The 24,070-nt window shown below is 60.1% G+C and carries 16 protein-coding genes; 9 read left to right on the forward strand and 7 right to left on the reverse strand.

All coding sequences use genetic code 11. The features are described from left to right. Nucleotides 1-136: 136 nt before the first annotated feature. The gene (locus HNQ83_RS09770) at nucleotides 137-1,720 is read right to left on the reverse strand and encodes a peptide chain release factor 3 (protein WP_175388752.1); all 1,584 of its coding nucleotides are present in this window, start codon (nucleotides 1,718-1,720) and stop codon (nucleotides 137-139) included. A gap of 451 nt (nucleotides 1,721-2,171) precedes the next feature. On the opposite strand from HNQ83_RS09770, the gene HNQ83_RS09775 reads away from it, so the two are divergent. The 6 genes from HNQ83_RS09775 to HNQ83_RS09800 all read left to right on the forward strand — a co-directional run bounded on the left by HNQ83_RS09775 (nucleotide 2,172) and on the right by HNQ83_RS09800 (nucleotide 7,876). Then, the gene (locus HNQ83_RS09775) at nucleotides 2,172-2,888 is read left to right on the forward strand and encodes an ABC transporter permease subunit (protein WP_175388753.1); all 717 of its coding nucleotides are present in this window, start codon (nucleotides 2,172-2,174) and stop codon (nucleotides 2,886-2,888) included. Between the two features lie 20 nt (nucleotides 2,889-2,908). Further along, a complete protein-coding gene (locus HNQ83_RS09780; RefSeq protein ID WP_175388754.1) occupies nucleotides 2,909-3,802 on the forward strand; it encodes a glycine betaine ABC transporter substrate-binding protein in 894 nt (297 codons plus the stop codon). A 12-nt stretch (nucleotides 3,803-3,814) separates the two neighbouring features. Continuing rightward, on the forward strand, nucleotides 3,815-4,468 hold the full coding sequence (locus HNQ83_RS09785; RefSeq protein WP_175388755.1) for an ABC transporter permease: 654 nt from the start codon (nucleotides 3,815-3,817) through the stop codon (nucleotides 4,466-4,468). Next, the gene (locus tag HNQ83_RS09790; RefSeq protein ID WP_175388756.1) at nucleotides 4,465-5,622 is read left to right on the forward strand and encodes a betaine/proline/choline family ABC transporter ATP-binding protein; all 1,158 of its coding nucleotides are present in this window, start codon (nucleotides 4,465-4,467) and stop codon (nucleotides 5,620-5,622) included. Before HNQ83_RS09785 ends, HNQ83_RS09790 begins: the two co-directional genes overlap by 4 nt. 242 nt (nucleotides 5,623-5,864) lie before the next feature. After that, nucleotides 5,865-6,230 carry a hypothetical protein gene (locus HNQ83_RS09795; protein WP_175388757.1) on the forward strand — a complete coding sequence of 122 codons (366 nt, stop codon included), beginning with the start codon at nucleotides 5,865-5,867 and terminating at the stop codon, nucleotides 6,228-6,230. Nucleotides 6,231-6,712: 482 nt separating this feature from the next. Continuing rightward, nucleotides 6,713-7,876 carry a type III PLP-dependent enzyme gene (locus HNQ83_RS09800; protein ID WP_175388758.1) on the forward strand — a complete coding sequence of 388 codons (1,164 nt, stop codon included), beginning with the start codon at nucleotides 6,713-6,715 and terminating at the stop codon, nucleotides 7,874-7,876. Between the two features lie 183 nt (nucleotides 7,877-8,059). Here HNQ83_RS09800 and HNQ83_RS09805 read toward each other — a convergent pair whose 3' ends face one another. Next, complete coding sequence (locus HNQ83_RS09805) at nucleotides 8,060-8,827, reverse strand: tetratricopeptide repeat protein (RefSeq protein WP_175388759.1); 768 nt, start codon at nucleotides 8,825-8,827, stop codon at nucleotides 8,060-8,062. Further along, the gene (locus HNQ83_RS09810; RefSeq protein ID WP_175388760.1) at nucleotides 8,824-9,504 is read right to left on the reverse strand and encodes a Fe2+-dependent dioxygenase; all 681 of its coding nucleotides are present in this window, start codon (nucleotides 9,502-9,504) and stop codon (nucleotides 8,824-8,826) included. The genes HNQ83_RS09805 and HNQ83_RS09810 overlap by 4 nt, the downstream gene beginning before the upstream one ends. A 206-nt stretch (nucleotides 9,505-9,710) precedes the next feature. On the opposite strand from HNQ83_RS09810, the gene HNQ83_RS09815 reads away from it, so the two are divergent. Then, the gene (locus tag HNQ83_RS09815) at nucleotides 9,711-12,035 is read left to right on the forward strand and encodes a TonB-dependent siderophore receptor (protein ID WP_175388761.1); all 2,325 of its coding nucleotides are present in this window, start codon (nucleotides 9,711-9,713) and stop codon (nucleotides 12,033-12,035) included. 255 nt (nucleotides 12,036-12,290) lie between these two features. Beyond that, nucleotides 12,291-14,819, forward strand: a complete 2,529-nt coding sequence (locus HNQ83_RS09820; protein WP_175388762.1) for a PepSY domain-containing protein — start codon at nucleotides 12,291-12,293, stop codon at nucleotides 14,817-14,819. 717 nt (nucleotides 14,820-15,536) lie between these two features. Here HNQ83_RS09820 and HNQ83_RS09825 read toward each other — a convergent pair. The 4 genes from HNQ83_RS09825 to ptsP all read right to left on the reverse strand — a co-directional run bounded on the left by HNQ83_RS09825 (nucleotide 15,537) and on the right by ptsP (nucleotide 22,780). Beyond that, on the reverse strand, nucleotides 15,537-17,078 hold the full coding sequence (locus HNQ83_RS09825; protein WP_175388763.1) for an alkaline phosphatase: 1,542 nt from the start codon (nucleotides 17,076-17,078) through the stop codon (nucleotides 15,537-15,539). 148 nt (nucleotides 17,079-17,226) lie between these two features. Then, nucleotides 17,227-18,966 (reverse strand): PTS fructose-like transporter subunit IIB, encoded by a 1,740-nt coding sequence (locus HNQ83_RS09830; RefSeq protein ID WP_175388764.1) that lies wholly within the window; start codon nucleotides 18,964-18,966, stop codon nucleotides 17,227-17,229. Nucleotides 18,967-18,977: 11 nt separating this feature from the next. Further along, nucleotides 18,978-19,919 (reverse strand): 1-phosphofructokinase, encoded by a 942-nt coding sequence (gene pfkB, locus HNQ83_RS09835; protein ID WP_175388765.1) that lies wholly within the window; start codon nucleotides 19,917-19,919, stop codon nucleotides 18,978-18,980. Continuing rightward, nucleotides 19,919-22,780: a phosphoenolpyruvate--protein phosphotransferase gene (gene ptsP, locus HNQ83_RS09840; protein WP_175388766.1), complete on the reverse strand. Its 2,862-nt coding sequence runs from the start codon at nucleotides 22,778-22,780 to the stop codon at nucleotides 19,919-19,921. The genes pfkB and ptsP overlap by 1 nt, the downstream gene beginning before the upstream one ends. Before the next feature lie 292 nt (nucleotides 22,781-23,072). Here ptsP and cra point away from each other — a divergent pair, with 292 nt between their 5' ends. After that, on the forward strand, nucleotides 23,073-24,068 hold the full coding sequence (gene cra / locus HNQ83_RS09845) for a catabolite repressor/activator (RefSeq protein ID WP_175388767.1): 996 nt from the start codon (nucleotides 23,073-23,075) through the stop codon (nucleotides 24,066-24,068). Nucleotides 24,069-24,070: the final 2 nt, after the last annotated feature.

A 24,070-nucleotide genomic window follows, 5' to 3' on the forward strand; every position in this document is an offset into this window, starting at 1 on the left:
TTGGGCGCCATCATAGCGCCCGATTGAAGTGTCCAAAATCATTAGGCCAGTTCAGGCTCGCTCCTACAGGGGGGAACAGGCAATAAAAAACCCCGAGGCTTTCGCGTCGGGGCTTTTGGTGTTTACAACTCAGCGCTTAGTGATGCTCACGCGTCGCACGGAATTTGATATCCGGCCAGCGCTCTTCCATCAACGCCAGGTTGACCCGCGTCGGCGCGAGGTAGGTCAGGTGACCGCCGCCGTCCAGTGCCAGGTTTTCCACAGCCTTGTTGGAGAATTCCTCAAGCTTCTTCTTGTCGCCGCATTCGATCCAGCGCGCGGAATAGACGGTGATCGGCTCGTAGGAGCACTCGACCTTGTATTCCTCTTTCAGGCGGCTGGCGACCACATCGAACTGCAGCACACCGACGGCGCCGAGGATGATGTCGTTGCTGCGTTCCGGGAAGAACACCTGGGTCGCACCTTCTTCGGCCAATTGCTGCAGACCTTGGCGCAGTTGCTTGGATTTCAGCGGATCTTTCAGACGTACGCGGCGGAACAGTTCCGGGGCGAAGTGCGGGATACCGGTGAAACCCAGGGTTTCGCCTTCGCTGAAGGTGTCGCCGATCTGGATGGTGCCGTGGTTGTGCAGACCGATGATGTCGCCGGCGAAGGCCTCTTCCAGTTGCTCACGCTCCGAGGAGAAGAACGTCAACGCATCGCCGATGCGCACGTCCTTGCCGGTGCGCACGTGGCGCATCTTCATGCCTTTCTCGTACTTGCCGGAACAGATACGCATGAAGGCGATGCGGTCGCGGTGTTTGGGGTCCATGTTCGCCTGGATCTTGAAGATGAAGCCCGAGAACTTCTCTTCCACCGGTTCCACGGTGCGTTCGTTGGCTACGCGTGCGAGCGGGCGTGGCGCCCAGTCGACCACGGCATCGAGGACATGGTCGACACCGAAGTTGCCCAAGGCAGTACCGAAGAACACCGGGGTCAATTGGCCGTCGAGAAACTCCTGCTGGTTGAACTCGTGGCAGGCGCCCTGCACCAGTTCCAGCTGCTCGAGGAAACGCTCGTATTCGTCACCCAGATGCGCCCGCGCTTCGTCGGAATCCAGCTTCTCGATGATTTTGGTTTCGGTGCGCTCGTGGCCGTGACCGGCGGTGTAGACAATGATGTAGTCGTCGGCGAGGTGATACACGCCTTTGAAATCGCGGTAGCAACCGATCGGCCAGGTGATAGGCGCGGCCTTGATCTTCAGGACCGCTTCGATTTCGTCGAGCAGTTCGATCGGGTCGCGAATGTCACGGTCAAGTTTGTTGATGAAGCTGACAATCGGCGTGTCACGCAGACGGCAGACGTCCATCAGGGCGATGGTACGAGGCTCGACACCTTTACCGCCGTCGAGAACCATCAAGGCCGAGTCCACCGCGGTCAGGGTGCGGTAGGTGTCTTCGGAGAAGTCTTCGTGGCCCGGGGTGTCGAGCAGGTTGATCATGTGCTCGCGATACGGGAACTGCATGACCGACGTGGTAATCGAGATACCCCGCTGCTTTTCCATTTCCATCCAGTCGGAGGTGGCATGGCGGTCGGATTTACGGGATTTCACCGTACCGGCCACCGCAATCGCCTTGCCCATCAGCAAGAGCTTCTCGGTGATGGTGGTTTTACCGGCATCGGGGTGGGAAATAATGGCGAAAGTGCGGCGTTTCGCGACTTCGGCGGCCTGTTTGGTCATGGGAAATCGCCTGGCGGTGATCAAAAAAAGGGCGGCGAGTATAGCGCAAACCGACCTCCACGAACCACCGTTCGCCCCGAGGGGAATGGCCATACAGGGTGGCCAAACGCTGCCAACTATGGAACCTTTTAAAAGGTGGAGGCGTCCACTCCCCTGTTACGACCACTCGTCGGGGGCTGAAACATCAGCAAGTTGGCCTGACGAGGCTGCGCTCATGGCTCGAAATGCCGTACGCCTCCCCCTGTAGGAGCGAGCAAGCTCGCGATGGACGTTAACGATAACGCGGGATACCTGAATGTACGCGTTGTCTGGGCGTTTTTCGCGAGCATGCTCGCTCCTACAGGGGATTGCGCTCGGCTTGAGCTGCTTCTCGCGAACGCCTTGCCCGGCAGCCAATGATGGCCTGCCACACGGGACTACGTTCGCCGACAAAGAAAAAAGGAGTCCGCCTGTGGCTATCCACCATGGCAAAGGGCTGATAGGAGGCGCGCTGGTAATCGCCCTTCTGGCCCTGCTGATCCACTGGATCGGCATCGACACGATCGAACATTACCGCGACGATCTGTTGTTTTACCTGCAAGCTCATCTGCTTCTCGTCCTCGCTTCCATGCTGGCCGCCCTTGCCGTGGGCCTCCCCGCCGGCATCTTCCTCAGCCGTCCGACCCGGGTCGCGCGCGCCGAGCGCTTCATGCAGATCTTCAACATCGGCAACACCATTCCACCGCTGGCGGTGTTGGCCATCGCCCTGGGCGTCCTCGGCATCGGCAGCGGTCCAGCGATCTTCGCCCTGTTCCTCGCCTCGTTATTGCCCATCGTGCGCAACACCTACGAAGGCCTGAAAAACGTTCAGGGTTCGCTCAAGGAAGCCGCCATCGGCATCGGCATGACCCCGCGCCAGGTGCTGTGGAAAGTCGAATTGCCGAACGCCGTGCCGATCATCATCGGTGGTGTGCGTGTGGCGCTGGCGATCAATGTCGGGACGGCGCCCCTGGCGTTCCTGATCGGCGCCAATAGCCTGGGCAGCCTGATTTTCCCCGGCATTGCCCTGAACAATCAGCCGCAACTGATGCTCGGTGCGGCTTGCACAGCGCTGTTGGCGTTGTTGCTCGACGGCCTGGTGACTGTTGCCAGCCGCCTCTGGCTCGAACGCGGCTTGCGCCCGTCTTAAGCCTCGGCAAAGGAATTCTCATGAAGACATCAAGCTTTTTACTAGGCTGCGTCCTGCTGTGCGCAGGATTTGCCCAAGCCACAGAAAAACCGGTCATCCGCATCGGCGCCCGGGTATTCACCGAGCAGGCCCTGCTGGCGGAAATCACTTCGCAATACCTGCGCGCCAAGGGTTACGACGCCCAAGTAACGGGCGGCCTGGGCAGCAATCTGGCCCGCAGTGCCCAAGAAAGCGGACAACTGGACATGCTTTGGGAATACACCGGCGTGTCGCTGGTGGCCTACAACCATGTCACTGAAAAACTCGATAGCGAACAGTCCTACGCCCGGGTGAAAGCACTCGATGCGAAAAAAGGCCTGGTCTGGCTGACGCCGTCGAAATTCAGCAACACCTATGCCCTTGCCCTGCCGAAAAACGTCGCTGACGAGTACCCGCAGATCAATAGCATCAGCCAGCTCAATGAGGTGTTGCAGGACGAAGCCAAGACTCATCATCTGGTCGCTTTGGACACCGAGTTCGCCAATCGCTCTGACGGTCTACGCGGCATGGTCGACCTCTACGACATGAACCTGACCCGCCAAAACATCCGCCAGATGGACGCCGGACTGGTTTACACCGCACTGCGCAACGGTCAGGTGTTTGCCGGCCTGGTCTACACCACCGACGGTCGCCTCAATGCCTTCAAGCTGAAACTGCTGGAAGACGACAAGCACTACTTCCCGGACTACACCGCCGCGCCCGTGGTGCGCCAGGCGTTTCTTGACGCTCATCCCGCATTGGCCGAGCAGCTCAAACCCCTGGCCGAACTGTTCGATGACGACACCATGCGCCAGCTCAATGCGCGGGTGGATGTCGACCATGAAAGCCCATCCGCCGTTGCCGCCGATTTCCTGCGCCAGCATCCATTCAATTAAGGAGGAAAAGCCATGGACTTCTTGAACGCCTTTTCCCATCTCGATTGGCAGCAGGTGATGCACCTGACCTGGCAGCACATCACCCTGGTCGGTATCGCCGTCACCCTGGCCATTGTGGTCGGCGTGCCCCTGGGCATTCTGATGACACGCTTTCCGACCCTCGCCGGCCCCCTGCAGGCCAGCGCCACGGTGTTGCTGACCGTGCCATCGATTGCCCTGTTCGGCCTGCTGCTGCCGTTCTATTCGAAGTTCGGCCAGGGCCTGGGGCCGATGCCGGCGATCACCGCCGTGTTTCTGTATTCACTGCTGCCGATCATGCGTAACACCTACCTCGCCCTGACCGGCGTCGAACCCGGCATCCGTGAAGCCGCCCGGGGTATCGGCATGACCTTCGGCCAGCGCCTGCGCTTGGTCGAACTGCCCATCGCCGTGCCGGTAATCCTCGCCGGTGTACGCACCGCCGTCGTGATGAACATCGGTGTCATGACCATCGCCGCCACCATCGGCGCCGGCGGCCTCGGCGTACTCATCCTCGCCTCTATCAGCCGCAGCGACATGTCGATGCTGATCGTCGGCGCCGTGCTGGTCAGCCTGCTGGCCATCTTCACCGACCTGCTTTTGCAAATGCTGCAACGCTCGCTGACTCCAAAAGGACTGCTCAAATGATTGAACTTCAAAACCTCAGCAAGACCTTCCAAAGCAACGGCAAAGACGTGAAAGCCGTGGACTCGGTAAGCCTGACCGTCAATGAAGGCGAGATCTGTGTGTTCCTCGGGCCATCGGGTTGCGGCAAAAGCACCACCCTGAAAATGATCAACCGCCTGATCAAACCGACTTCGGGCAAGATCCTGATCAAAGGTGAAGACACCACCGATCTCGACGAAGTGACGCTGCGGCGCAACATCGGTTATGTGATCCAGCAGATCGGCCTGTTCCCGAACATGACCATCGAGGAGAACATCGTGGTTGTTCCGAAACTGCTCGGCTGGGACAAACAGAAATGCCACGACCGCGCCCGCGAGTTGATGAGCATGATCAAGCTGGAGCCCAAGCAGTATCTGCATCGCTATCCCCGTGAACTGTCCGGCGGCCAGCAGCAACGCATTGGTGTGATTCGCGCGCTGGCGGCCAATGCGCCGCTGTTACTGATGGACGAACCCTTCGGCGCGGTCGACCCGATCAACCGCGAAATGATCCAGAACGAGTTCTTCGAGATGCAACGGGCGCTGAACAAGACGGTGATCATGGTCAGCCACGACATCGACGAAGCGATCAAGCTGGGCGACAAGATCGCGATCTTCCGGGCTGGCAAACTGCTGCAAATCGACCACCCCGACACCCTGCTCGCCCATCCCGTGGATGATTTCGTCAGCCACTTCGTCGGCCAGGACAGCACCCTCAAGCGCCTGTTGCTGGTAAAGGCCGAAGACGCGGCGGACAACGCGCCGTCCGTCAGTCCGCAGACTCCGGTGGCCGAAGCACTGGAATTGATGGATGAGCATGACCGGCGTTATGTGGTGGTCACCGACGCTGGGAACAAGGCATTGGGTTATGTGCGACGCCGCGACCTGCACCGCCAGACCGGCACCTGCGCCCAATACCTGCGCGAGTTCAATGCCACCGCAGCGTATGACGAGCATTTGCGCATCCTGCTGTCGCGGATGTACGAGTTCAATCGGGCCTGGCTGCCAGTGATGGATGCCGAGCGGGTGTTTCTCGGGGAGGTGACTCAGGAGTCGATTGCCGAGTATCTGAGCTCAGGCAAGTCTCGTGGAGGCAAGACAAGTATTGTTTCGCCAGCCGATATGGCGCTGATTTAATTCATGCCTCCCGCCGCTGAGTCATTGGATGCAGCGGCGGAGTTGCATTAACAAAAATACAACCCCCACTTCACACATACTTTTAGATATCCCGCCAGTTACAAATCCACATTCAATACCCTCATAAATGACAGTTTCATTTTCCGATTAAAGACATTTAACTAATGGCGTGCAGTTGCTCGACGAAACCACGCACTGTACAACTTGTTAAATTCACTACTTATCAAAAAAGGAATTTTTAAATGAATACTTCCGACGTGTTACCCAACCGCGACGAACCCTCTGCTCACGCGGGCCCAGCCGTTCAGCTGCGCCTCAGCGCGACTGGAAACCCGAATAAAGTACGGCGCGGAAATAGCTTCACAAAGCTTCCCCTCGGCGACCTGCTGGATGCGACTGGACAAATCGTTCCAGGTTCCGGTAATTGGACTTTAGTGAGTGTTTCGCCTGCTACGCCAGGTGTAACAGTAGGTAATAACCCTGGTTACTTGAACGGAAGAATTTATGTCCCCAGCGTGACGAGCAACATGACCATCACCGCCAGGCTCACACCTTCGCAATATCCGGTTTTGGCAAAAAACTATGTTCTGCAAATTCAAGTCATTTAATTAGTCGCCAATAGTTACCGACATTTGACATACCCTGATGGCTCCCTGCCGCAATCACAGTCGGACCAGGGAGCACTCAGTACCCTTCAAGGGGAGTTCCACCGGTTCGCGATTCTCGTCTCTGATCGACTCCCCCTGGATCACCCCAAACTCCCCTCCCGAGGGAACATCACACCGTCACACAGGTCCGTTACATCAGTAGCTGTCAGGGACCGCACGACGGAAGCGTGCAAAAACGCGACATTTTTTGTTGATCTCGAGCCCCTCACGCCCTAAAGTTCGCGCCGAACGTCCATGCTGGAAACGATCCATCCGGCTCAAGTACTGACGACGAGACAGCAAGGCCAAGGGAAAGCAGCGCTTCCCATGGCCTTTTTGCTTTCGGCGACATGCCTTGGGAAGTAGGCGAACCAAAGTGGGGATACGGAGGACGTTCATTTGCACCCATTGATAATTTCAGTTTGCCAGTAGGAGTTCCCAGCATGTCGATCCAGGTCGAAGACTATTTCGCGCGCGAAACCTTTCAGAAAATGAAGGCGTTCGCCGACAAGCAAGAAACCCCGTTCGTATTGATCGATACCGGAATGATCAGCCAGGCCTATGACGACCTGCGCGCCGGTTTCGAATTCGCCAAGGTCTACTACGCGGTCAAGGCCAACCCGGCCGTGGAAATCATCGACCTGCTCAAGGAAAAAGGCTCGAGCTTCGACATCGCCTCGATCTACGAGCTGGACAAAGTGCTGAGCCGTGGCGTCAGCGCCGATCAGATCAGCTACGGCAACACCATCAAGAAGTCCAAGGACATCCGCTACTTCTACGAGAAGGGCGTTCGCCTGTACGCCACCGACTCCGAAGCCGACTTGCGCAATATCGCCAAGGCCGCACCGGGTTCGAAAGTCTACGTGCGCATCCTGACCGAAGGCTCGACCACCGCCGACTGGCCGCTGTCGCGCAAATTCGGCTGCCAGACCGACATGGCCATGGACCTGCTGATCCTCGCCCGCGACCTGGGCCTGGTCCCTTACGGCGTGTCGTTCCACGTTGGTTCGCAACAGCGCGACATCAGCGTCTGGGACGCGGCGATTGCCAAGGTCAAAGTGATTTTCGAGCGCCTGAAAGAAGAAGACGGCATCGAACTGAAGCTGATCAACATGGGTGGCGGCTTCCCGGCCAACTACATCACCCGTACCAACAGCCTGGAAACCTACGCCGAAGAAATCATCCGCTTCCTCAAGGAAGACTTCGGTGACGATCTGCCGGAAATCATCCTGGAGCCAGGCCGTTCGTTGATTGCCAACGCCGGCATCCTGGTCAGCGAAGTGGTACTGGTGGCACGTAAGTCCCGTACCGCCGTCGAGCGTTGGGTATACACCGACGTGGGCAAGTTCTCGGGCCTGATCGAAACCATGGACGAAGCCATCAAGTTCCCGATCTGGACCGAAAAGAACGGCGAAGTGGAAGAAGTGGTCATCGCTGGCCCGACCTGCGACAGCGCCGACATCATGTACGAAAACTACAAGTACGGCCTGCCGCTGAACCTGGCCATCGGCGATCGCCTGTACTGGCTGTCGACCGGTGCCTACACCACCAGCTACAGCGCCGTTGAATTCAACGGCTTCCCGCCGCTGAAATCGTTCTACGTGTAAGCACTACACGCAGAAAGCAAAAAGCCCATGACGTGTCATGGGCTTTTTTGTGTCTGACTGATTATGCCGCGATAAATCACACCTCCCTGTAGGAGCGAGCTCTGCTCGCGATGGCGTTCAACGATAACGTGTCAAACCTGACACCCCGCGCTGACCCAAGGTTTTTCGCGAGCATGCTCGCTCCTACAGGGGGTTGAGTAGCTGCTCGAGTTCAGCTTGTCGCTGGACATAATCGGATGTCATGGCGCGAATGTCCGGATCGGTTGCGCTCAACAGCGCTTTGCTCGCCACCCGGAGGAAATTCAAGTTCCCGCCGGCCAGCGCCTTGCGCAGCCAGATCAAAGCTTCGTCGATATTTCCTTCACCGGCCAACACCGCTGCATAACTGAACTGCCCACGAAAATCTCCGCCTGCCGCCGAACGTCGATACCAGTCACGGGCCGCCACTGGATCAGCTAAACAAAAACGCCCTTCTTCCAGATACCGCCCCAGCAGGTTCATCGATTTGGCGTGGCCCAGTTCAGCGGCGCGACGATAGAGATCCAGCGCCTGCGCCTGATCCTCACCAACGCCGCGCCCGGTCGCCAGCAGGTTGGCGTAGTTGTACATCGCCCAATCCAGGCCGGCTTCTGCCGCGACCCGGTAATGCCGTGCAGCAACCGACGCATCGGCGGAGCAGCCCCAGCCATGTTCATGACAACGCCCGAGCATATTGCGCGACATCAGGTGCCCTTGTCGGGCAGCGATACCAAACCAGCGCAACGCCAGCGACTGATCCTGCGCAATCCCTCGCCCGTCCAGCAGGATCTGCCCCAACAATGCCTGAGCCTCGACATCACCCTCGCGGGCCGCCATTAGAATCGCCTGTGCCGCACGCGCCGGGCTTTCATCGAGCATGGATTTGAGTTGCTCACCGTCGAGCACTTCCTCGCGGCGCAGTCGAAAACTCATACCTCGACCCAGCGGCGCAGCAGGTTGTGGTAGGTGCCGGTCAGGCGGATCAGCGAAGGATGGTCCGGCACGTCCTGGGTCAGTTGCCTGATAGCACCGTCCATCTCGAACAGCAAAGCGCGCTGGCTGTCTTCGCGCACCAGGCTTTGGGTCCAGAAGAACGAGGCGTAGCGGGCACCACGGGTCACCGCATTGACCTTATGCAGGCTGGTGCCGGGGTACAGCACCATGTCGCCGGCCGGCAGCTTCACGCGTTGCGTGCCGTAGGTGTCCTGAATTTCCAGCTCGCCGCCGTCGTAATCCTCGGGCTCGCTGAAAAACAGGGTCGCCGACAAATCGGTACGCACCCGTTCGATGCTGCCCTTGGGTTGGCGCACGGCATTGTCGATGTGGAAATCGAAACTGCCACCGGCCGTGTAACAGTTCAGTAACGGAGGAGAAACCTTGTGCGGGAGTGCCGCCGACATGAACTGCGGATTTTTCCACAGCCGCTCCACCATGGCCGCGCCGATCTCCTTGGCCAGCGGATGGCCCTCCGGCAACTGTAAATTGTGCTTGGCCTTGGCTGACTGATAGCCGGCGGTGATCTTGCCGTCAGCCCAATCGGCCTGTTCCAGAGCCTCGCGAATGCGCTGCACTTCTTCTTTGTCGAACAAGCCGGGAATATGCAACAGCATGGTAAGGACACCGGAAAACCAAGGGGCGCCAATGGTATTGATTCTTATTGCCCGTGTAAAACCCGCTAGACGAACGAAACAGTAAAAACCGTAAGGTTAAATTGTAAAGAATGTAAATTCAGTGCGAATAGTAACGTTTCGCAATTGATACAAAGACGCGTCTCCCCTATATTCCGCCGCCTCAAATCCTTGGGGAGGGGAATCAAATGTCACGTCTACACCCACAATTACCGGTCAGTTCACCGCGCCTGCTCGCTTCTGCCATTGGCGTGGCAATCACTGCCGGCTCTGCGGGCCATATGGTTTTCGCGGCTGAGAAAGCCGACGAGAAAGCGCCAAGTAACACCATTTCGCTGGGCGCTACCGCGATCACCGGCGAAGCCCAGGACGAGACCTCCTACAACGTCGAAAAAGCCTCCTCGCCCAAGTACACCGCACCGCTGGTCGACACCCCCCGTTCGATCACGGTCATCCCGCAACAAGTCCTCAAGGACACCGGCGCCCTGAACATGCAGGACGCGCTGCGCACTGTTCCAGGCATCACCTTCGGTGCCGGTGAAGGCGGTAACCCGCAGGGCGACCGCCCATTCATCCGCGGCTTCGATGCCCAGGGTGACACCTACCTCGACGGCGTGCGCGATACCGGTTCGCAGAGCCGCGAGATCTTCGCCGTTGAATCGATCGAAGTCAGCAAGGGTCCGAACTCCGCCATTGGCGGTCGTGGCGCGGCGGGCGGCAGCATCAACCTGGTGAGCAAGAAAGCGCACCTGGGCAACTCGTTCGACGGTGGCTTTACCTGGGGCTCGGACCAGACCCAGCGCTACACCCTGGACGGCAACTATCAGTTCTCCGACACCGCCGCCGGCCGTCTGAACCTGATGAGCCACGAAAGCAACGTCGCCGGTCGCGACAGTGTCGATTACGATCGCTGGGGCGTCGCGCCATCGCTGGCCTTCGGCCTGGGCACCGACACCCGCGTCAACCTCGATTACTACCACCTGGAAAGCAACGACACGCCAGATTCGGGGATTCCATACTCGATCCCGACCGCAGGCTCGGCTGCCCGCACCAAGTCCAACCCGGACAAGCCGGATGACGGCGGCGACAGCAGCAACTTCTACGGCCTGGACAACCGCGACTTCCGCAAAGGCCGCGTCGACACCGCGACCATCGCCATCGAGCACGACCTGAGCGACGCGCTGACCGTCAAGAACACCCTGCGCCACGGCAGCAGCATGCAGGACTACATCCTGACCCAGCCGGACGACAGCAAGGGCAACGTCAACAATGGCAGCGTCTGGCGCCGGGCCAACACCCGTGTCAGCAACACCGAGACAACGACCAACCAGACCGATCTGTTCGGTGACGTCTATATCGCCGGCTTCAAGAACAGCTTCGCCACCGGTATCGAGTTGAGCCGCGAGGAAAGCCAGAAATCCTCGTACAACGTCAACACCGACACTACCCCTGGCACAGCGGCCGTCACCACCAACTGCTCGCCGGCACTGATCGGCGCGCCAAGCGGTTACAACTGCACCTCGCTGTCCAACCCGAACCCGAACGACCCGTGGAACGGTGCGATCTCGCGCAACTACGCCGGTACCGACACCAAGGCCAACACTTACGCACTGTATGTGTTCGACACCCTGGAGTTGTCCGAGCAGTGGCTGGTGAACATGGGCCTGCGCTACGACCATTTCGATACCGACTACAAAACCTACAACGCTGCCGGCACCACCACGTCCAAGGGCGATGACGTCAGCGAGTTCGTCACCGGTCAGTTCGGCGTGGTCTACAAGCCAGCGGAAAACGGCAGCATCTATGCCTCCTACGCCACCTCCGCCACTCCACCGGGCTCTACCCTCGGCGAAGGCCAGGACGGCAACCCGCTGGGCGGCACTCCGGATCGCAACGGCAACCTGTTGAGCAGCGACATGGAGCCGGAAACCACCAAGAACTACGAAATCGGTACCAAGTGGGATCTGTTGAACGATCGCCTGTCGCTGACCGCCGACATTTTCCGCACCGAGAAAGAAAACGCTCGCGTGCAGACCAACACCACCTCGTACGAAAACGTCGGCAAGACCCGCGTTCAAGGCTTCGAGTTGTCGGCCACCGGTAAGCTGACCGACAAATGGCAAGTGTTCGCCGGCTACGCCTACATGGACAGCGAGCAGGTCGACGGCGGTCCACTGGCGGCGAACAAGGCCAACGACGGCAACGAACTGCCTAACACGCCGAAAAACAGCGCCAGCCTGTGGACGACCTATCAGGTCACTCCGAAGCTGACCATCGGTGGCGGTGCGTTCTACGTGGACGATGTGTTCGGCAGTGTGGCGAACACCACCATGGTCGACTCCTACGTTCGCTACGATGCAATGGCCGCCTACAAGCTGACCAAGAACATCGACCTGCAATTGAACGTGCAGAACCTGACCGACGAAACCTACTACGACAAGGCCTTCTCGACTCACTTCGCCAACCAGGCGGCGGGCCGTACTGCCTTGCTGAGCACTAACTTCCACTTCTAATGGAAAGGTGATCACGCAACCTCTGTAGGAGCGAGCCTGCTCGCGATGGTCGTGAACGATAACGAGGTCAACCTGACACCCCGCGTCGTTCTCCAGTTCATCGCGAGCAGGCTCGCTCCTACAGGAAAGCGTGAAAGCAGATGCCCCGTTCATCCAAGTGAACGGGGCTTTTGCGTGTAAAAAAGAATGCTTCTCGAAAACCCACGGCATAATGCGCGCCGTGACGATTATTTTTAAACGAACAAGGCGAGCGACGTGTTTAAGAAAACCCTGTTCCAGTTGCACTGGTTTTTTGGCATCAGCGCCGGGCTCGTCCTGGCCCTGATGGGCATCACCGGTGCAACGGTTTCGTTTCAGGATGAGATCCTGTACGCACTGAATCCGTCTGTGCTGCAGGTACAGAAACAGGTCGCCGGTGTGCTGCCACCCGCCGAACTGGTGGAAAAAGTCGAAGCGGCCACGGGCCTGAAAGTCGCAATGCTCTCGGTGGACATCGACAGCGACATTGCCGCCCGCGCCTTCTTCACCCCGGCGCCGGGTGAGCGTCGCGGCCCCATGCGTTTCTTCGATCCCTATACCGGCGAACTGCTGGGCGATGCCACCGGTCAACAATTCTTCGGCCTGATGCTGCAACTGCACCGCTTCCTCGCCATGGGCGACACCGGCCGGCAGATCACCGGCGCCTGTACGCTGATCCTGGTGTTCTTCTGCCTGTCCGGCCTGTACTTGCGTTGGCCGCGCCAGTGGAGGAGCTGGCGCGCCTGGCTGACCCTCGACTGGAAGAAAAAGGGCCGCAACTTCAACTGGGACCTGCACTCGGTCGCCGGCACCTGGTGCCTGGTGTTTTACCTCTTGTCAGCGCTGACCGGATTGTCCTGGTCCTATGAGTGGTACAACAAGGGCCTGAACCAATTACTGTCCGACTCGCCGCAGAACGAACGGGTTCGCGGTGGTCGTGGCCCCGCGCCAAGCGGTCCGGCGCCGACGGCGGATTACTCGGCCATGTGGAGCAGCATTTACAGTGCGGCCGGCCCCGGCCTGAGTTTCTACAACACCCGCATGCCACCCGTGGCCGGCCAACCGGCGACTGTCTATTACCTGTTGAAAGACTCGCCCCACGACCGGGCGTTGAACCAGATCACCCTCGACCCGGTCACTGGCGCGATCAAACGGCATGACCGCTACAGCGACAAGAGTTTCAAGGCGCAACTGCTGACCAGCATCTACGCGCTGCATGTCGGCAGTTACTTCGGCCTCGGCGGACGCATCATCCTGACGATCACCGCCCTGACCATGCCGCTGTTCTTCATCACCGGCTGGCTGCTGTACCTCGATCGCCGCCGCAAGAAACGGCAGATCAAGGATGCGCGCAAAGGTCTGGCTCAACCGGGCAGCGATGCCCCGGCATGGCTGATCGGTTTCGCCAGCCAGAGCGGGTTTGCCGAACAACTGGCATGGCAGACAGCTGGCCAATTACAGGCTGCCGGCCTGCCGGTCAAAGTGCAGCCGCTGGCGAGTGTCAGCGAACAGGACCTGCGTGCTTCGAGCAACGCGTTGTTCGTGGTCAGCACCTTCGGCGACGGCGAAGCACCGGACAGTGCCCGTGGCTTTGAGCGCAAGGTACTGGGCCGAACGCTGAGCCTGGAGAGCCTGAACTACGCCGTGCTCGGTCTGGGTGACCGGCAGTACCAACACTTCTGCGGTTTCGCCCGACGCCTGCACACCTGGCTGGGCGAACACGGCGGCAAGACCCTCTTCGCCCCGGTGGAGGTCGACAGTGGCGACCCGTACGCCTTGCGTCACTGGCAGCAGCAACTCGGTCTGTTGACCGGCCAGGCGCCCGTGGACACCTGGCAAGCGCCAAGCTATGACAACTGGACCCTGACCCGCCGCGAACTGCTCAACCCTGACAGCAGCGGTTCGGCCGTTTACTTGCTGGGCCTCACCGCGCCGACCTCCAGCAGTTGGCTGGCCGGGGATCTGGTGGAAGTGTTGCCGCGCAACTGCCCGTGGGCGATCGAGCATTTCCTCGACGGATTGGGGATCGACGGTCGGGCCACGATTACACTCGATGGTTTGTCACAACCGCTGGAGCAAGCCCTCGCCAGCCGTCAGTTGCCCGAGAACCGCAGCCATCTGGTCGGCCTGCACGCGCAGGCGCTGGTGGATGCCCTTGTGCCATTGGCCATGCGCGAATACTCCATCGCCTCGATTGCCGCCGACGGCATCCTGGAACTGATCGTGCGCCAGGAACGGCACCCTGACGGCAGCCTGGGCGTCGGCTCCGGCTGGCTCACCGAACACGCACCGGTGGGCGGTAGCATCAGCCTGCGGGTTCGACGCAACAGTGGCTTCCACCTGCCAAATGAGCCGGTGCCGATGATCCTGCTCGGCAACGGCACCGGACTGGCCGGCCTGCGCAGCCTGCTCAAGGCGCGGATTGCCGATGGGCAACAGCGTCAGTGGCTGTTGTTCGGCGAGCGCAATCGCGAACACGATTACCTGTGTCGCGACGAGCTGGAGGAGTGGTTGATAGCCGGTGACTTGCAACGCCTTGACCTGGCGTTTTCAAGGGATCAGGCCGAGAAGATCTACGTGCAGGATCGCTTGCGTGAATCGGCCAACGAATTGAAAAAATGGCTGGCGGACGGTGCCGTGATTTACGTCTGCGGCAGCTTGCAAGGGATGGCGGCTGGGGTTGATCAAGTACTCAACGATGTACTCGGTGCCGCGGAAGTGGAACGCCTGATCGAACTGGGCCGTTATCGCCGCGACGTTTACTGATCAACCTGAATATTGATGAAAGATCGTTCCCAAACATGGGAACGATCGAATTCAAATCATGACAGGGGAATCAATCTCAAGGCGACTTGATTAATTCTTCGTCTGTCGTTCGGCCTAATGTATCGAGTCGTGCACTTATATCGTCGAGTTGCTTGCCTACGGGGCATGTAACTCTAGAGCAGTTGTTATTCAGGCGACACATTTCATTACAGTCGATCCCCCTCTGACGCCCCGCCTCATCGACTATACATTGGTCGCTGGTGCCACTTCGGTAGACCCCGTTTCGATCATTGTCTCTCCCCAAAAAAACACATAGGACACTCCCCCCGCCAATCGGGTTTAGATTGCAGTAATAACCCCCGACCATCCCCCACGCACCGTTGCACAACCCGGCGTTGGTTTCACTGGCATAGACGTTTTTACAGGTTGCAAGAAAGAGTACAGAAAAGATCAACGAGGCCATTATCTTCCATAGATTTATTTGATTTTCCATTATCAACTTCATCATTGATTACTCGGTTGGACTGAGGCACAACCATAAATAGAAACCATGGATAAAACACCTAGCACAAATAACAGGCACTGCACCTCAATCAATTCGAAGTTTTACTTCCTTCTCCCGAGGGCATGCCAATACATACGAAGAGAACAGTTCTATTTCTTAATTAATTTATTGAGAAAAAGGTACGCTCCCCACAAGCCCTAGATGCTGATCCGTCAGACCGCTTCCAATGTCCGCTCAAACAGGCTGACCCCATCCAGATCCCGTAATACCACGCTCAACGCCCCCGTCTGCCCGTCGATATTCACCTCACCAAAGAACTGAAACCCGGCAAACGGCGACGCGTTTGGCGAGGGGGCTGCTTTCTGGAACACCACTTGCGGACCAAAGGTTTTATCCAGTAGATCAGGGCCGAAGCTTGCGGCATTCAAGGGACCGGCAACGAACTCCCAAAACGGCTCGAAGTCCTGAAACGCGGCACGGTCCGGACGGTAGTGATGCGCCGCGCAGTAATGCACATCCGCCGTCAGGAACAGGAAATTGCGCACGTGCTGCGCCCGCAGAAAACCCAACAATTCCGCGATTTCCAGCTCGCGCCCCTGGGGCAGACCGGGGTCGCCATTGGCCACCGCTTCCCAGCGCGTGACGCCGGGGCTGACCTCGCCATCCGGTGCGCCGAGGCCGATCGACATGTCGGCGGCGATGACTTTCCATTGGGCCCTGGAAGCTTTGAGCGACGCCTTCAGCCAATCCAGTTGTTCACGACCGAGAAAAGGCTTGGCGTCGCCCAGGTTGTCGTCATTGGCGCCGCGATAACTGCGCATGTCGAGCACGAACACATCGAGCAGCGGCCCATAGCTGAGCTGGCGATAAATTCGCCCGCCGCCATCGGCCCGCTGCAGGCGCATCGGTGCGTATTCGAGCCAGGCCTGACGCCCGCGATCCACCAGGCTGTGGATATCTTTGCTCCTGTAGCGCTCGCCCAGTGGCTGGCCCGGTGACCAGTTGTTCATCACCTCGTGGTCGTCCCACTGCCAGATCTGCGGCACCTCGGCGTTGAAACGACGAATGTTTTCGTCCATCAGGTTGTAGCGGTAATTGCCACGGTAATCATCCAGGGTTTCAGCGACTTTGCTCTTGGCCTCGCTGGTGATGTTGCGCCACACCCGGCCACCCTCGGTGACGAGTTGCGCAGGCACGGGATTGTCGGCGTAGATCGTGTCGCCGCTGTGGATAAAGAAGTCCGGCAGGCGCAGGCGCATGGCTTCGTAGATGCGCATGCCACCGATGTCCGGGTTGATGCCGAAGCCCTGGCCGGCGGTATCGCCGCTCCAGACAAAACGGATGTCTCGGCGGGTCTGCGGCACGCTGCGCAAATGGCCAAACCAGGGCTCGCTGGCGACACCGCTCTGGGCATCTTCGAATTGCACACGATAGAAAATCGCCTGGTCGGCGGGCAGACCGGTTATCTCAACCCGCGCCGTAAAGTCGGTGCGGGCATCGGCCAAGGACGAGACAAATCGCCGGGGATTGGGGAGCAGGCTGCGGGTGTCCCACTCCACCACCATCCGTGCCGGACGATCACAGCGGCTCCAGATCATTGCGCGGTCGCCGAGCAAGTCGCCGGATTGCACGCCGTCGGTGAGTTGCGGTCGATCCTTGAGCGAAGCGATCACTGCCGGCGCCAGCCCCGGCAACAACAGCCCGGCGCCCAGGGCTTGCATGACTCGACGGCGACCGGGGTCGAATTCGCTCATGGTGTTCTCCCGAGAAAGGAAAACTGAAATATGTAAAAACGCGGTCCCTGTGGGAGCGAGCCTGCTCGCGAAGGCGTCGTGTCAGTCTAATTCCATTTCAATGACAGACCGCTTTCGCGAGCAGGCTCGCTCCCACAGGGGGGCCAAGTCAGGCGCTGACAGGTTCTACCGCCAACTCTACAACTTCCGGCCGTTTGACCAGTGCATACACCACCGCCGTCAACAAACTCCCCGCCACAATCGCCAGCAAATACAACAATGCATGATTGATCGCATTCGGGATCGCCAGCACGAACAAACCACCATGGGGTGCCATCAACTTGCAGCCGAAATACATCGACATCGCACCGGTCAGCGCACCGCCGGCGATGCTCGCCGGGATCACCCGCAACGGGTCTTTGGCGGCGAACGGAATCGCGCCTTCGGAGATGAAGCACAAACCCAGTACCAGCGCCGCTTTCCCCGCTTCGCGTTCAGTCTGGGCAAACTTGCGCCGGGCGATGAAGGTGGCGATCCCCAGGCCAATCGGCGGCACCATGCCCGCCGCCATGGTCGCCGCCATCGGCGCGTAACTCTGTGACGCCAGCAGCCCCACCGAAAACGCATACGCGGCCTTGTTGATCGGCCCACCCAGGTCGACGCACATCATGCCGCCCAGCAAGACACCGAGCAGAATCGCGTTGGTGGTGCCCATGCTATCGAGAAAATGCGTGAGTCCTGCAAGCATCCCGGCCACCGGCTTGCCAACCACGTAGATCATCACCAGGCCGGTGAACAAACTGGCCAGCAGCGGGATGATCAGGATCGGCTTCAGCGCTTCGAGACTTTGCGGCAGCCGCGCATAACGATTGATCGCCTGCGCCGCGTAACCGGCGATGAAACCGGCAATGATCCCGCCGATAAAACCGGCACCCAGGGTGCTCGCCAGCAGGCCACCAATCATCCCCGGCGCCAGGCCCGGACGGTCAGCGATGGAGTACGCGATATAGCCCGCCAGCAACGGCACCATCAGCTTGAACGCGGTATCGCCACCGATCTGCATCAACGCCGCCGCCAACGTCCCTTCTTCCTTGAACGCGGTGATGCCGAACACGAACGACAACGCGATCATCAGTCCGCCCGCCACCACCATCGGCAGCATGAACGACACACCGGTCAGCAGATGCTTGTAGACCCCGGTCTTCTCTTGCTTCACCACCCCTTTGGCACCGGTCGATGCGCTTTCCTGCGCGCCTTCGGCCAGTGCCTTGTTCAGTGTCGCTTCAGCCTGCTTGAGCGCGATGCCGGTACCGCAACGGTAGATTTTCTTGCCGGCAAAACGCTCGGTGGCGACTTCGATATCCGCCGCCAGCAGTACCACGTCGGCATCGGCAATCGCTTGAGCGCTCAGCGGATTGCGCGCCCCCACCGAACCCTGGGTTTCCACCTGCAAGTCATAGCCCAGACGCTTGGCCGCTTGCTGCAAGGCTTCCGCCGCCATGAACGTGTGGGCAACGCCGGTCGGGCACGCCGTGATCGCGACCAGGCGCGGGGCGTTTTTGCCGACGGGCGCAGGCTCGACGGTGGCCTGGGGTGCACGATAAATCTCAGCCTCTTCGGCGCCACGTCGCAGCACCGTTTCCACATCCTGCAGGGCCTGGGCCGGAGTGCTCTGGAACACGCGTTTTCCGACAAATCGCGACATGTCCACCGGCGCACTGGTCACCAGCAACACCCATTCGGCCGCTTCAATTGTGGCCGCCGACATTTGCCGCTCGGGATGGGCGACATCGCAGACTTCGACGCTGGTGCTCCAGCCTTGACGCTGGGCCGCCGCATCGAGCAAGCGCGCGCACAGCACACTGGTGACCATGCCATTCGGGCAGGCAGTAATAATGGCTAACTTCATGACCAACCCTCTTATTGTTCTGTCAGGGGGCGCACGCGCACGCCCTGCTCGAGCTGCGCCAATTGCGCGGCATCGCTGATGCCGAATCCGATCTGGGTGACCGCCATCGCGGCAATCGCCGTGGCAGTGCGCAAGGTCTGCTCGGGCGTATCGGGCTTGAGCAAACCGTGGAGCATGCCCGCCAGCAACGAGTCGCCCGCGCCCACCGTACTGGCGACGCAGACCTTGGGCGGCGTGGCATGCAGCGCCGAGCCGACGCTGAACCAGTTCACACCCTCGGCACCGTGGGAAATCACCACATGTTCGATGCCTTGGGCGTGCAAGCGGTTTGCCGCTTCGGCCTGTGCCAGGACCGAAACCACCTCGCCACCCAGCACCTCGGCCAGTTCTTCGGTGTTGGGTTTGATCAGCCAGGGACCGGCCTTGAGCGCGGCTGCCAGAGCCTCGCCACTGGTGTCGAGGGCCACTTTCAAACCGAGGTTTTTCAAGCGCAGGATCAACGCCTGCAACCACTGCGCACTGACGCCTTGCGGCAGGCTGCCGGCGACAACGACAGCGTCATGGGCTGGCGCAATCTGCTCCAGTCGATCGAGCAATGCTTGCTGCGCCGCCGCGCTGACCCGTGGTCCCGGACCGTTGAGGTCGGTGATGCGGCCATCGTTTTCCGCCAGTTTGATATTGCTGCGCGTCTCGCCGGGCACGCGGATGAACGCATCGGTAAAACCGCGCTTGGCGAACAGGGTTTCGAACGCTTGCAGGTTGTCTTCACCGAGAAAACCACTGACCGTCAGCTGATGCCCGAGGTCCGCCAGCACCTGCGCCACGTTCACCCCTTTACCGGCGGCGTGGGTGTGCATGGCGTCGCTGCGGTTAACCTGACCGGGCTCCAGGCGTGACAATTGCACCGTCAGGTCCAGCGCCGGGTTGAGGGTCAGGGTCAGAATCCTGGCCATTACAGGGCCTCCACTAATGCACGCACTTCATTGGCGCTGCCCACGGCGAGTGCCGCCTGGGCAAGGGTTTGGGACTGGCTGAGGCTGAGTTCGCGAATCCGCGCCTTGACCTCAGGGATGCTGCGCCCGCCGACGCTCAGCTCATCTACCCCCAGCCCGACCAGCACCGGCACCGCCAGCGGATCGGCCGCCAGCTCACCGCACACCCCTACCCACTTGCCATGGGCATGGGCCGCCCGCACGGTGATGTCGATCAGTTGCAGTACGGCCGGGTGCAAGCCGTCGGCCTGCGCCGACAGCGTCGGATGACCGCGGTCGATGGCCAGGGTGTATTGCGTCAGATCGTTGGTGCCGACGCTGAAAAAATCGACTTCCTTAGCCAGCACCGGCGCCAGCAACGCCGCCGACGGCACCTCGATCATGATCCCCAGTTGCAAGTCCGCGACCGGGATTTCCAGGCGCAGGCGTTCGGTCATGTCCCGGGCCTGGCGCCACTCATCAACGCTGCCGACCATGGGAAACATGATGCGCAGCGGGCGGTTGTCGGCAGCCCGCAACAAGGCGCGCAACTGTGCCTCCATGATCTTCGGCCGTTGCAGGGTCAGACGAATGCCGCGTACGCCGAGGAAAGGATTTTCCTCCTTGGCGATCGGCCAATAGGGCAGCGGTTTGTCACCGCCGACATCGAGGGTGCGCACCACCAGCGGCCGTCCGGCCAGGCCATCAAGCACACGACGGTATTCGGTTTCCTGGGTGGCTTCGTCCGGCGCTTGCGGGTGGGCCATGAAAATCAGTTCGGTGCGCAGCAGGCCGATGCCTTCGGCCCCCTGCTCCACCGCGCCGGTCACGCCAGCGCTTTCACCGATGTTGGCGAACACTTCGACGGCGTGACCGTCGGTGGTCAGGGCCGGTTGGTGACGTTGTTCCGCGGCTGCCTTGAGCCGTTGTTCGCGGGTGTCACGCTCTTCGATGGCGCGCTGCAAGGTCACTGCATCGGCATCCACGTGCAGGCGACCACGCTGGCCGTCGAGCAGCAACGGCGTACCCGGTGTCAGCAGCAACACCCCTGCGCCGGCACCCACCAACGCCGGAATACCCAATGCCCGGGCGACAATGGCGCTGTGGGCCGTGGCGCCGCCCCGGGCGGTGAGAATGCCGGCGACGCGCGTCGGATCAAGTCGCGCCACGTCGGACGGACCGACTTCGTCCATTACCAGAATGTACGGCTGCTCGGGTTCGGCCGGGGTTTCGATACCACACAACTGCGCCAGCACACGGCGACCGATATCGCGCAAATCGGCGGCGCGCTCGGCGAGCAAGGCATCCTGCAAGGCTTCCTGTTGCCGGGCGGCGGCTTCGATCACCGACATCCACGCCGCTTCCGCGCTTTCACCCTGCTTGAGACGGGTGTCCACCTCATCGGTCAATTCCGGGTCGTCGAGCATTTCCTGATGGGTGACGAAAATCTCGCGAATCGCCTTGGCCTTGCTGCGCTCGATCAAGCCGCCAATGTCACGCCGCACATCCGCCAACGCCTGCTTGAGACGTTCGCGTTCGATCGCTGCGGACTCACCGCGCAGCGGGTAATCAATGACTTGCTGCACTTGAATGTGCGCCGGACCGATAGCAATCCCGGGCGCGGCGGCAATGGCTTGAACCAGGCTGCCGGACGCCGGAGCGAGCAGCACTTCACTCATCTCGACGACTTCTTCTCGCGGCTGGCTCACCGGTGGCAACGGCTCGATTTCCTCGCCGAGGCCTTCTTCTATCGCAGCCAACAACGCAGGCAATGCATCGGCGGCGATGCTCGGCTCGGCGATGATTTCCAGCACCTGACCGCGACGGGCGCCGAGGCTGAGCAGTTTGCTCAAGCTCTTCACCGACACCGCGCTGTCCTTGCTATCGACGATGCGGACGCGAATCTCGCCTTCAAAGCTTTTGGCCAGCTGGGCGAGGATTTTTGCCGGGCGTGCATGCAAACCGTGGGCATTGGCCAGTGCGATGCGCGCGCTCGGCCAGTCCGCCGGCAGTTCCCCGCCGAGCGCCTCCAGCACGGCGCGGCAACTGGTGGCACGGCCCAGTTCATGTCCGCGACCTTCAATCAGCAAGGCGCACAGGCGTTCGAGCAGGGCTTGATGGGCTTCGCCAAGGCTGGCCAGGCAGAACAAACCGTTGAGTGGCTGACCGAGGTAACGCAGCGGTTTGTCTGGAGTGACGAAGGCGAGCCCCGGACGTTTTACGGTTTGCTCACTGTGCAACCACCACAGGCCATCGCCCAACGGCAACGCTTCGACCTGCTGCAACACGGCGGAAAAACCATTGCTGACGCAATCGGCCTGGCGCAACAAACGGGCCCCACGCCAGACCAACTCTTCAAAATCCTCGGCGGCGACGCCCAGGCCGATCATCTGCGCATCCAGCGCCAGCTCCTGCGGCGCGCCTTGCAGCAGCTTCAGCAAGGCTTCGGCGGAACTGGCCCGGCGCAAGGCCTGGCCCAGATCGGTTTCGCCGAGGGCACGGGTCAGCAGTTGCAGGAGTCGTAAATGTTCGTCGGATTTAGCGGCAATACCAATCGCCAGGTAAACGATGTGCCCATCGCCCCAGTCCACGCCCTCGGGGAACTGCATCAGGCGCACGCCGGTGGTAAACACCTGATCGCGGGTTTCGGGTGTACCGTGAGGGATGGCAATACCTTGACCGAGAAAGGTCGAGCCCTGGGCCTCTCGTGCCTGCAAACCCGCGAGGTAACCCTCGGCGACCAGGCCATCGGCAACCAGATGCCGGGCCAGCAACTGCAAGGCTTCGGATTTATCCACAGCCGACTGGCCCATGGATATCTGCTCTACAGTGAGCTCGAGCATGCTTTCTCCTTTTTGGCGCGTATGGGCACCAGGTATTGTTTTGAGTGATTCAGCTTACGCGCTTGTCCGAAGACAGCATTTGGCGGTTTCGCGGCAGAACCGACCAAAGGCATCAATATGGTAGAAAATACGCTTGCTGAAACGTTTAATCTAGAATGATTGGCACGTTACTCCATAATTTCTTTCTCTTGAAGTCCAATTGTCGGATGCGCCATGACAATGGTCGACTGCCTGAATCGGGTAGGATTGACGAAAATGTCGGGCATGCTCGAAAAAACAAGGAAATAACGGGTTGAAACTCAGTGATATCGCCCAGTTGGCCGGTGTGTCCGTTACCACCGCCAGCTATGTCATCAATGGCAAGGCTGAACAGCAACGCATCAGTAGCGCCACCGTCGAACGCGTGCGCGCCGTGGTCGATCAACATGGCTTCACGCCCAATCCCCAGGCCGCCGGGCTGCGCAGTCGCCACACCCGCACCCTGGGCTTCATTCTGCCGGATCTGGAAAACCCCAGTTACGCGCGAATCGCCAAGTTGCTGGAACAAGGCGCGCGGGCTCGTGGCTATCAGTTGCTGATCGCCAGTTCCGACGATGCGCCGGACAGCGAACGGCAATTGCTCAAACTGTTCCGCGCCCGGCGCTGTGATGCGCTGATCGTCGCCAGTTGCCTGCCCGCTGGCGACGACAGTTATCGCCAACTGCAAGCCAAAGGCATTCCGATCATTGCCATCGACCGGGTCATGGAGCCGGAGCATTTCTGCTCGGTGATCAGCGACGACCGCGAGGCCAGCCTGCACCTGACCCGCAGCCTGCTCGACCCGTTGCCCAAACAGATTGCCTTGATCGGCGCCCGCCCTGAACTGAGCATCAGCCAGGAACGGGCCGCGGGTTTCCAAGAGGCGCTATCGGGCTACAACGGTGAAGTGCTGATCGAACACGGCGAATCGTTCAGCCGCGAGTGCGGCAGACAGTTGATGGAAGAACTGCTCCGGCGTGTAGGGCATTTGCCCGAGGCGCTGGTGACCACCTCGTACGTGCTCCTCCAGGGGGTGTTCGATGCCTTGCATGACTTCCCCCTGAAAACCCGCCCATTGCGTCTCGGCACCTTCGGTGACACTCAGTTGCTGGACTTCCTGCCACTGCCGGTGAATGCCATGGCCCAACAGCATCAACTGATTGCCGACAAAGCGCTTGCGCTGGCCCTGGCGGCCATTGAGCAGTCCGATTACCAACCGGGCGTGCAGGCCATCGCGCGCACCTTCAAGCAGCGTATTCGCCAGGATTGAAC

This window comes from Pseudomonas sp. C2B4 (assembly GCF_013359695.1).
Classification (GTDB): Bacteria; Pseudomonadota; Gammaproteobacteria; order Pseudomonadales; family Pseudomonadaceae; genus Aquipseudomonas.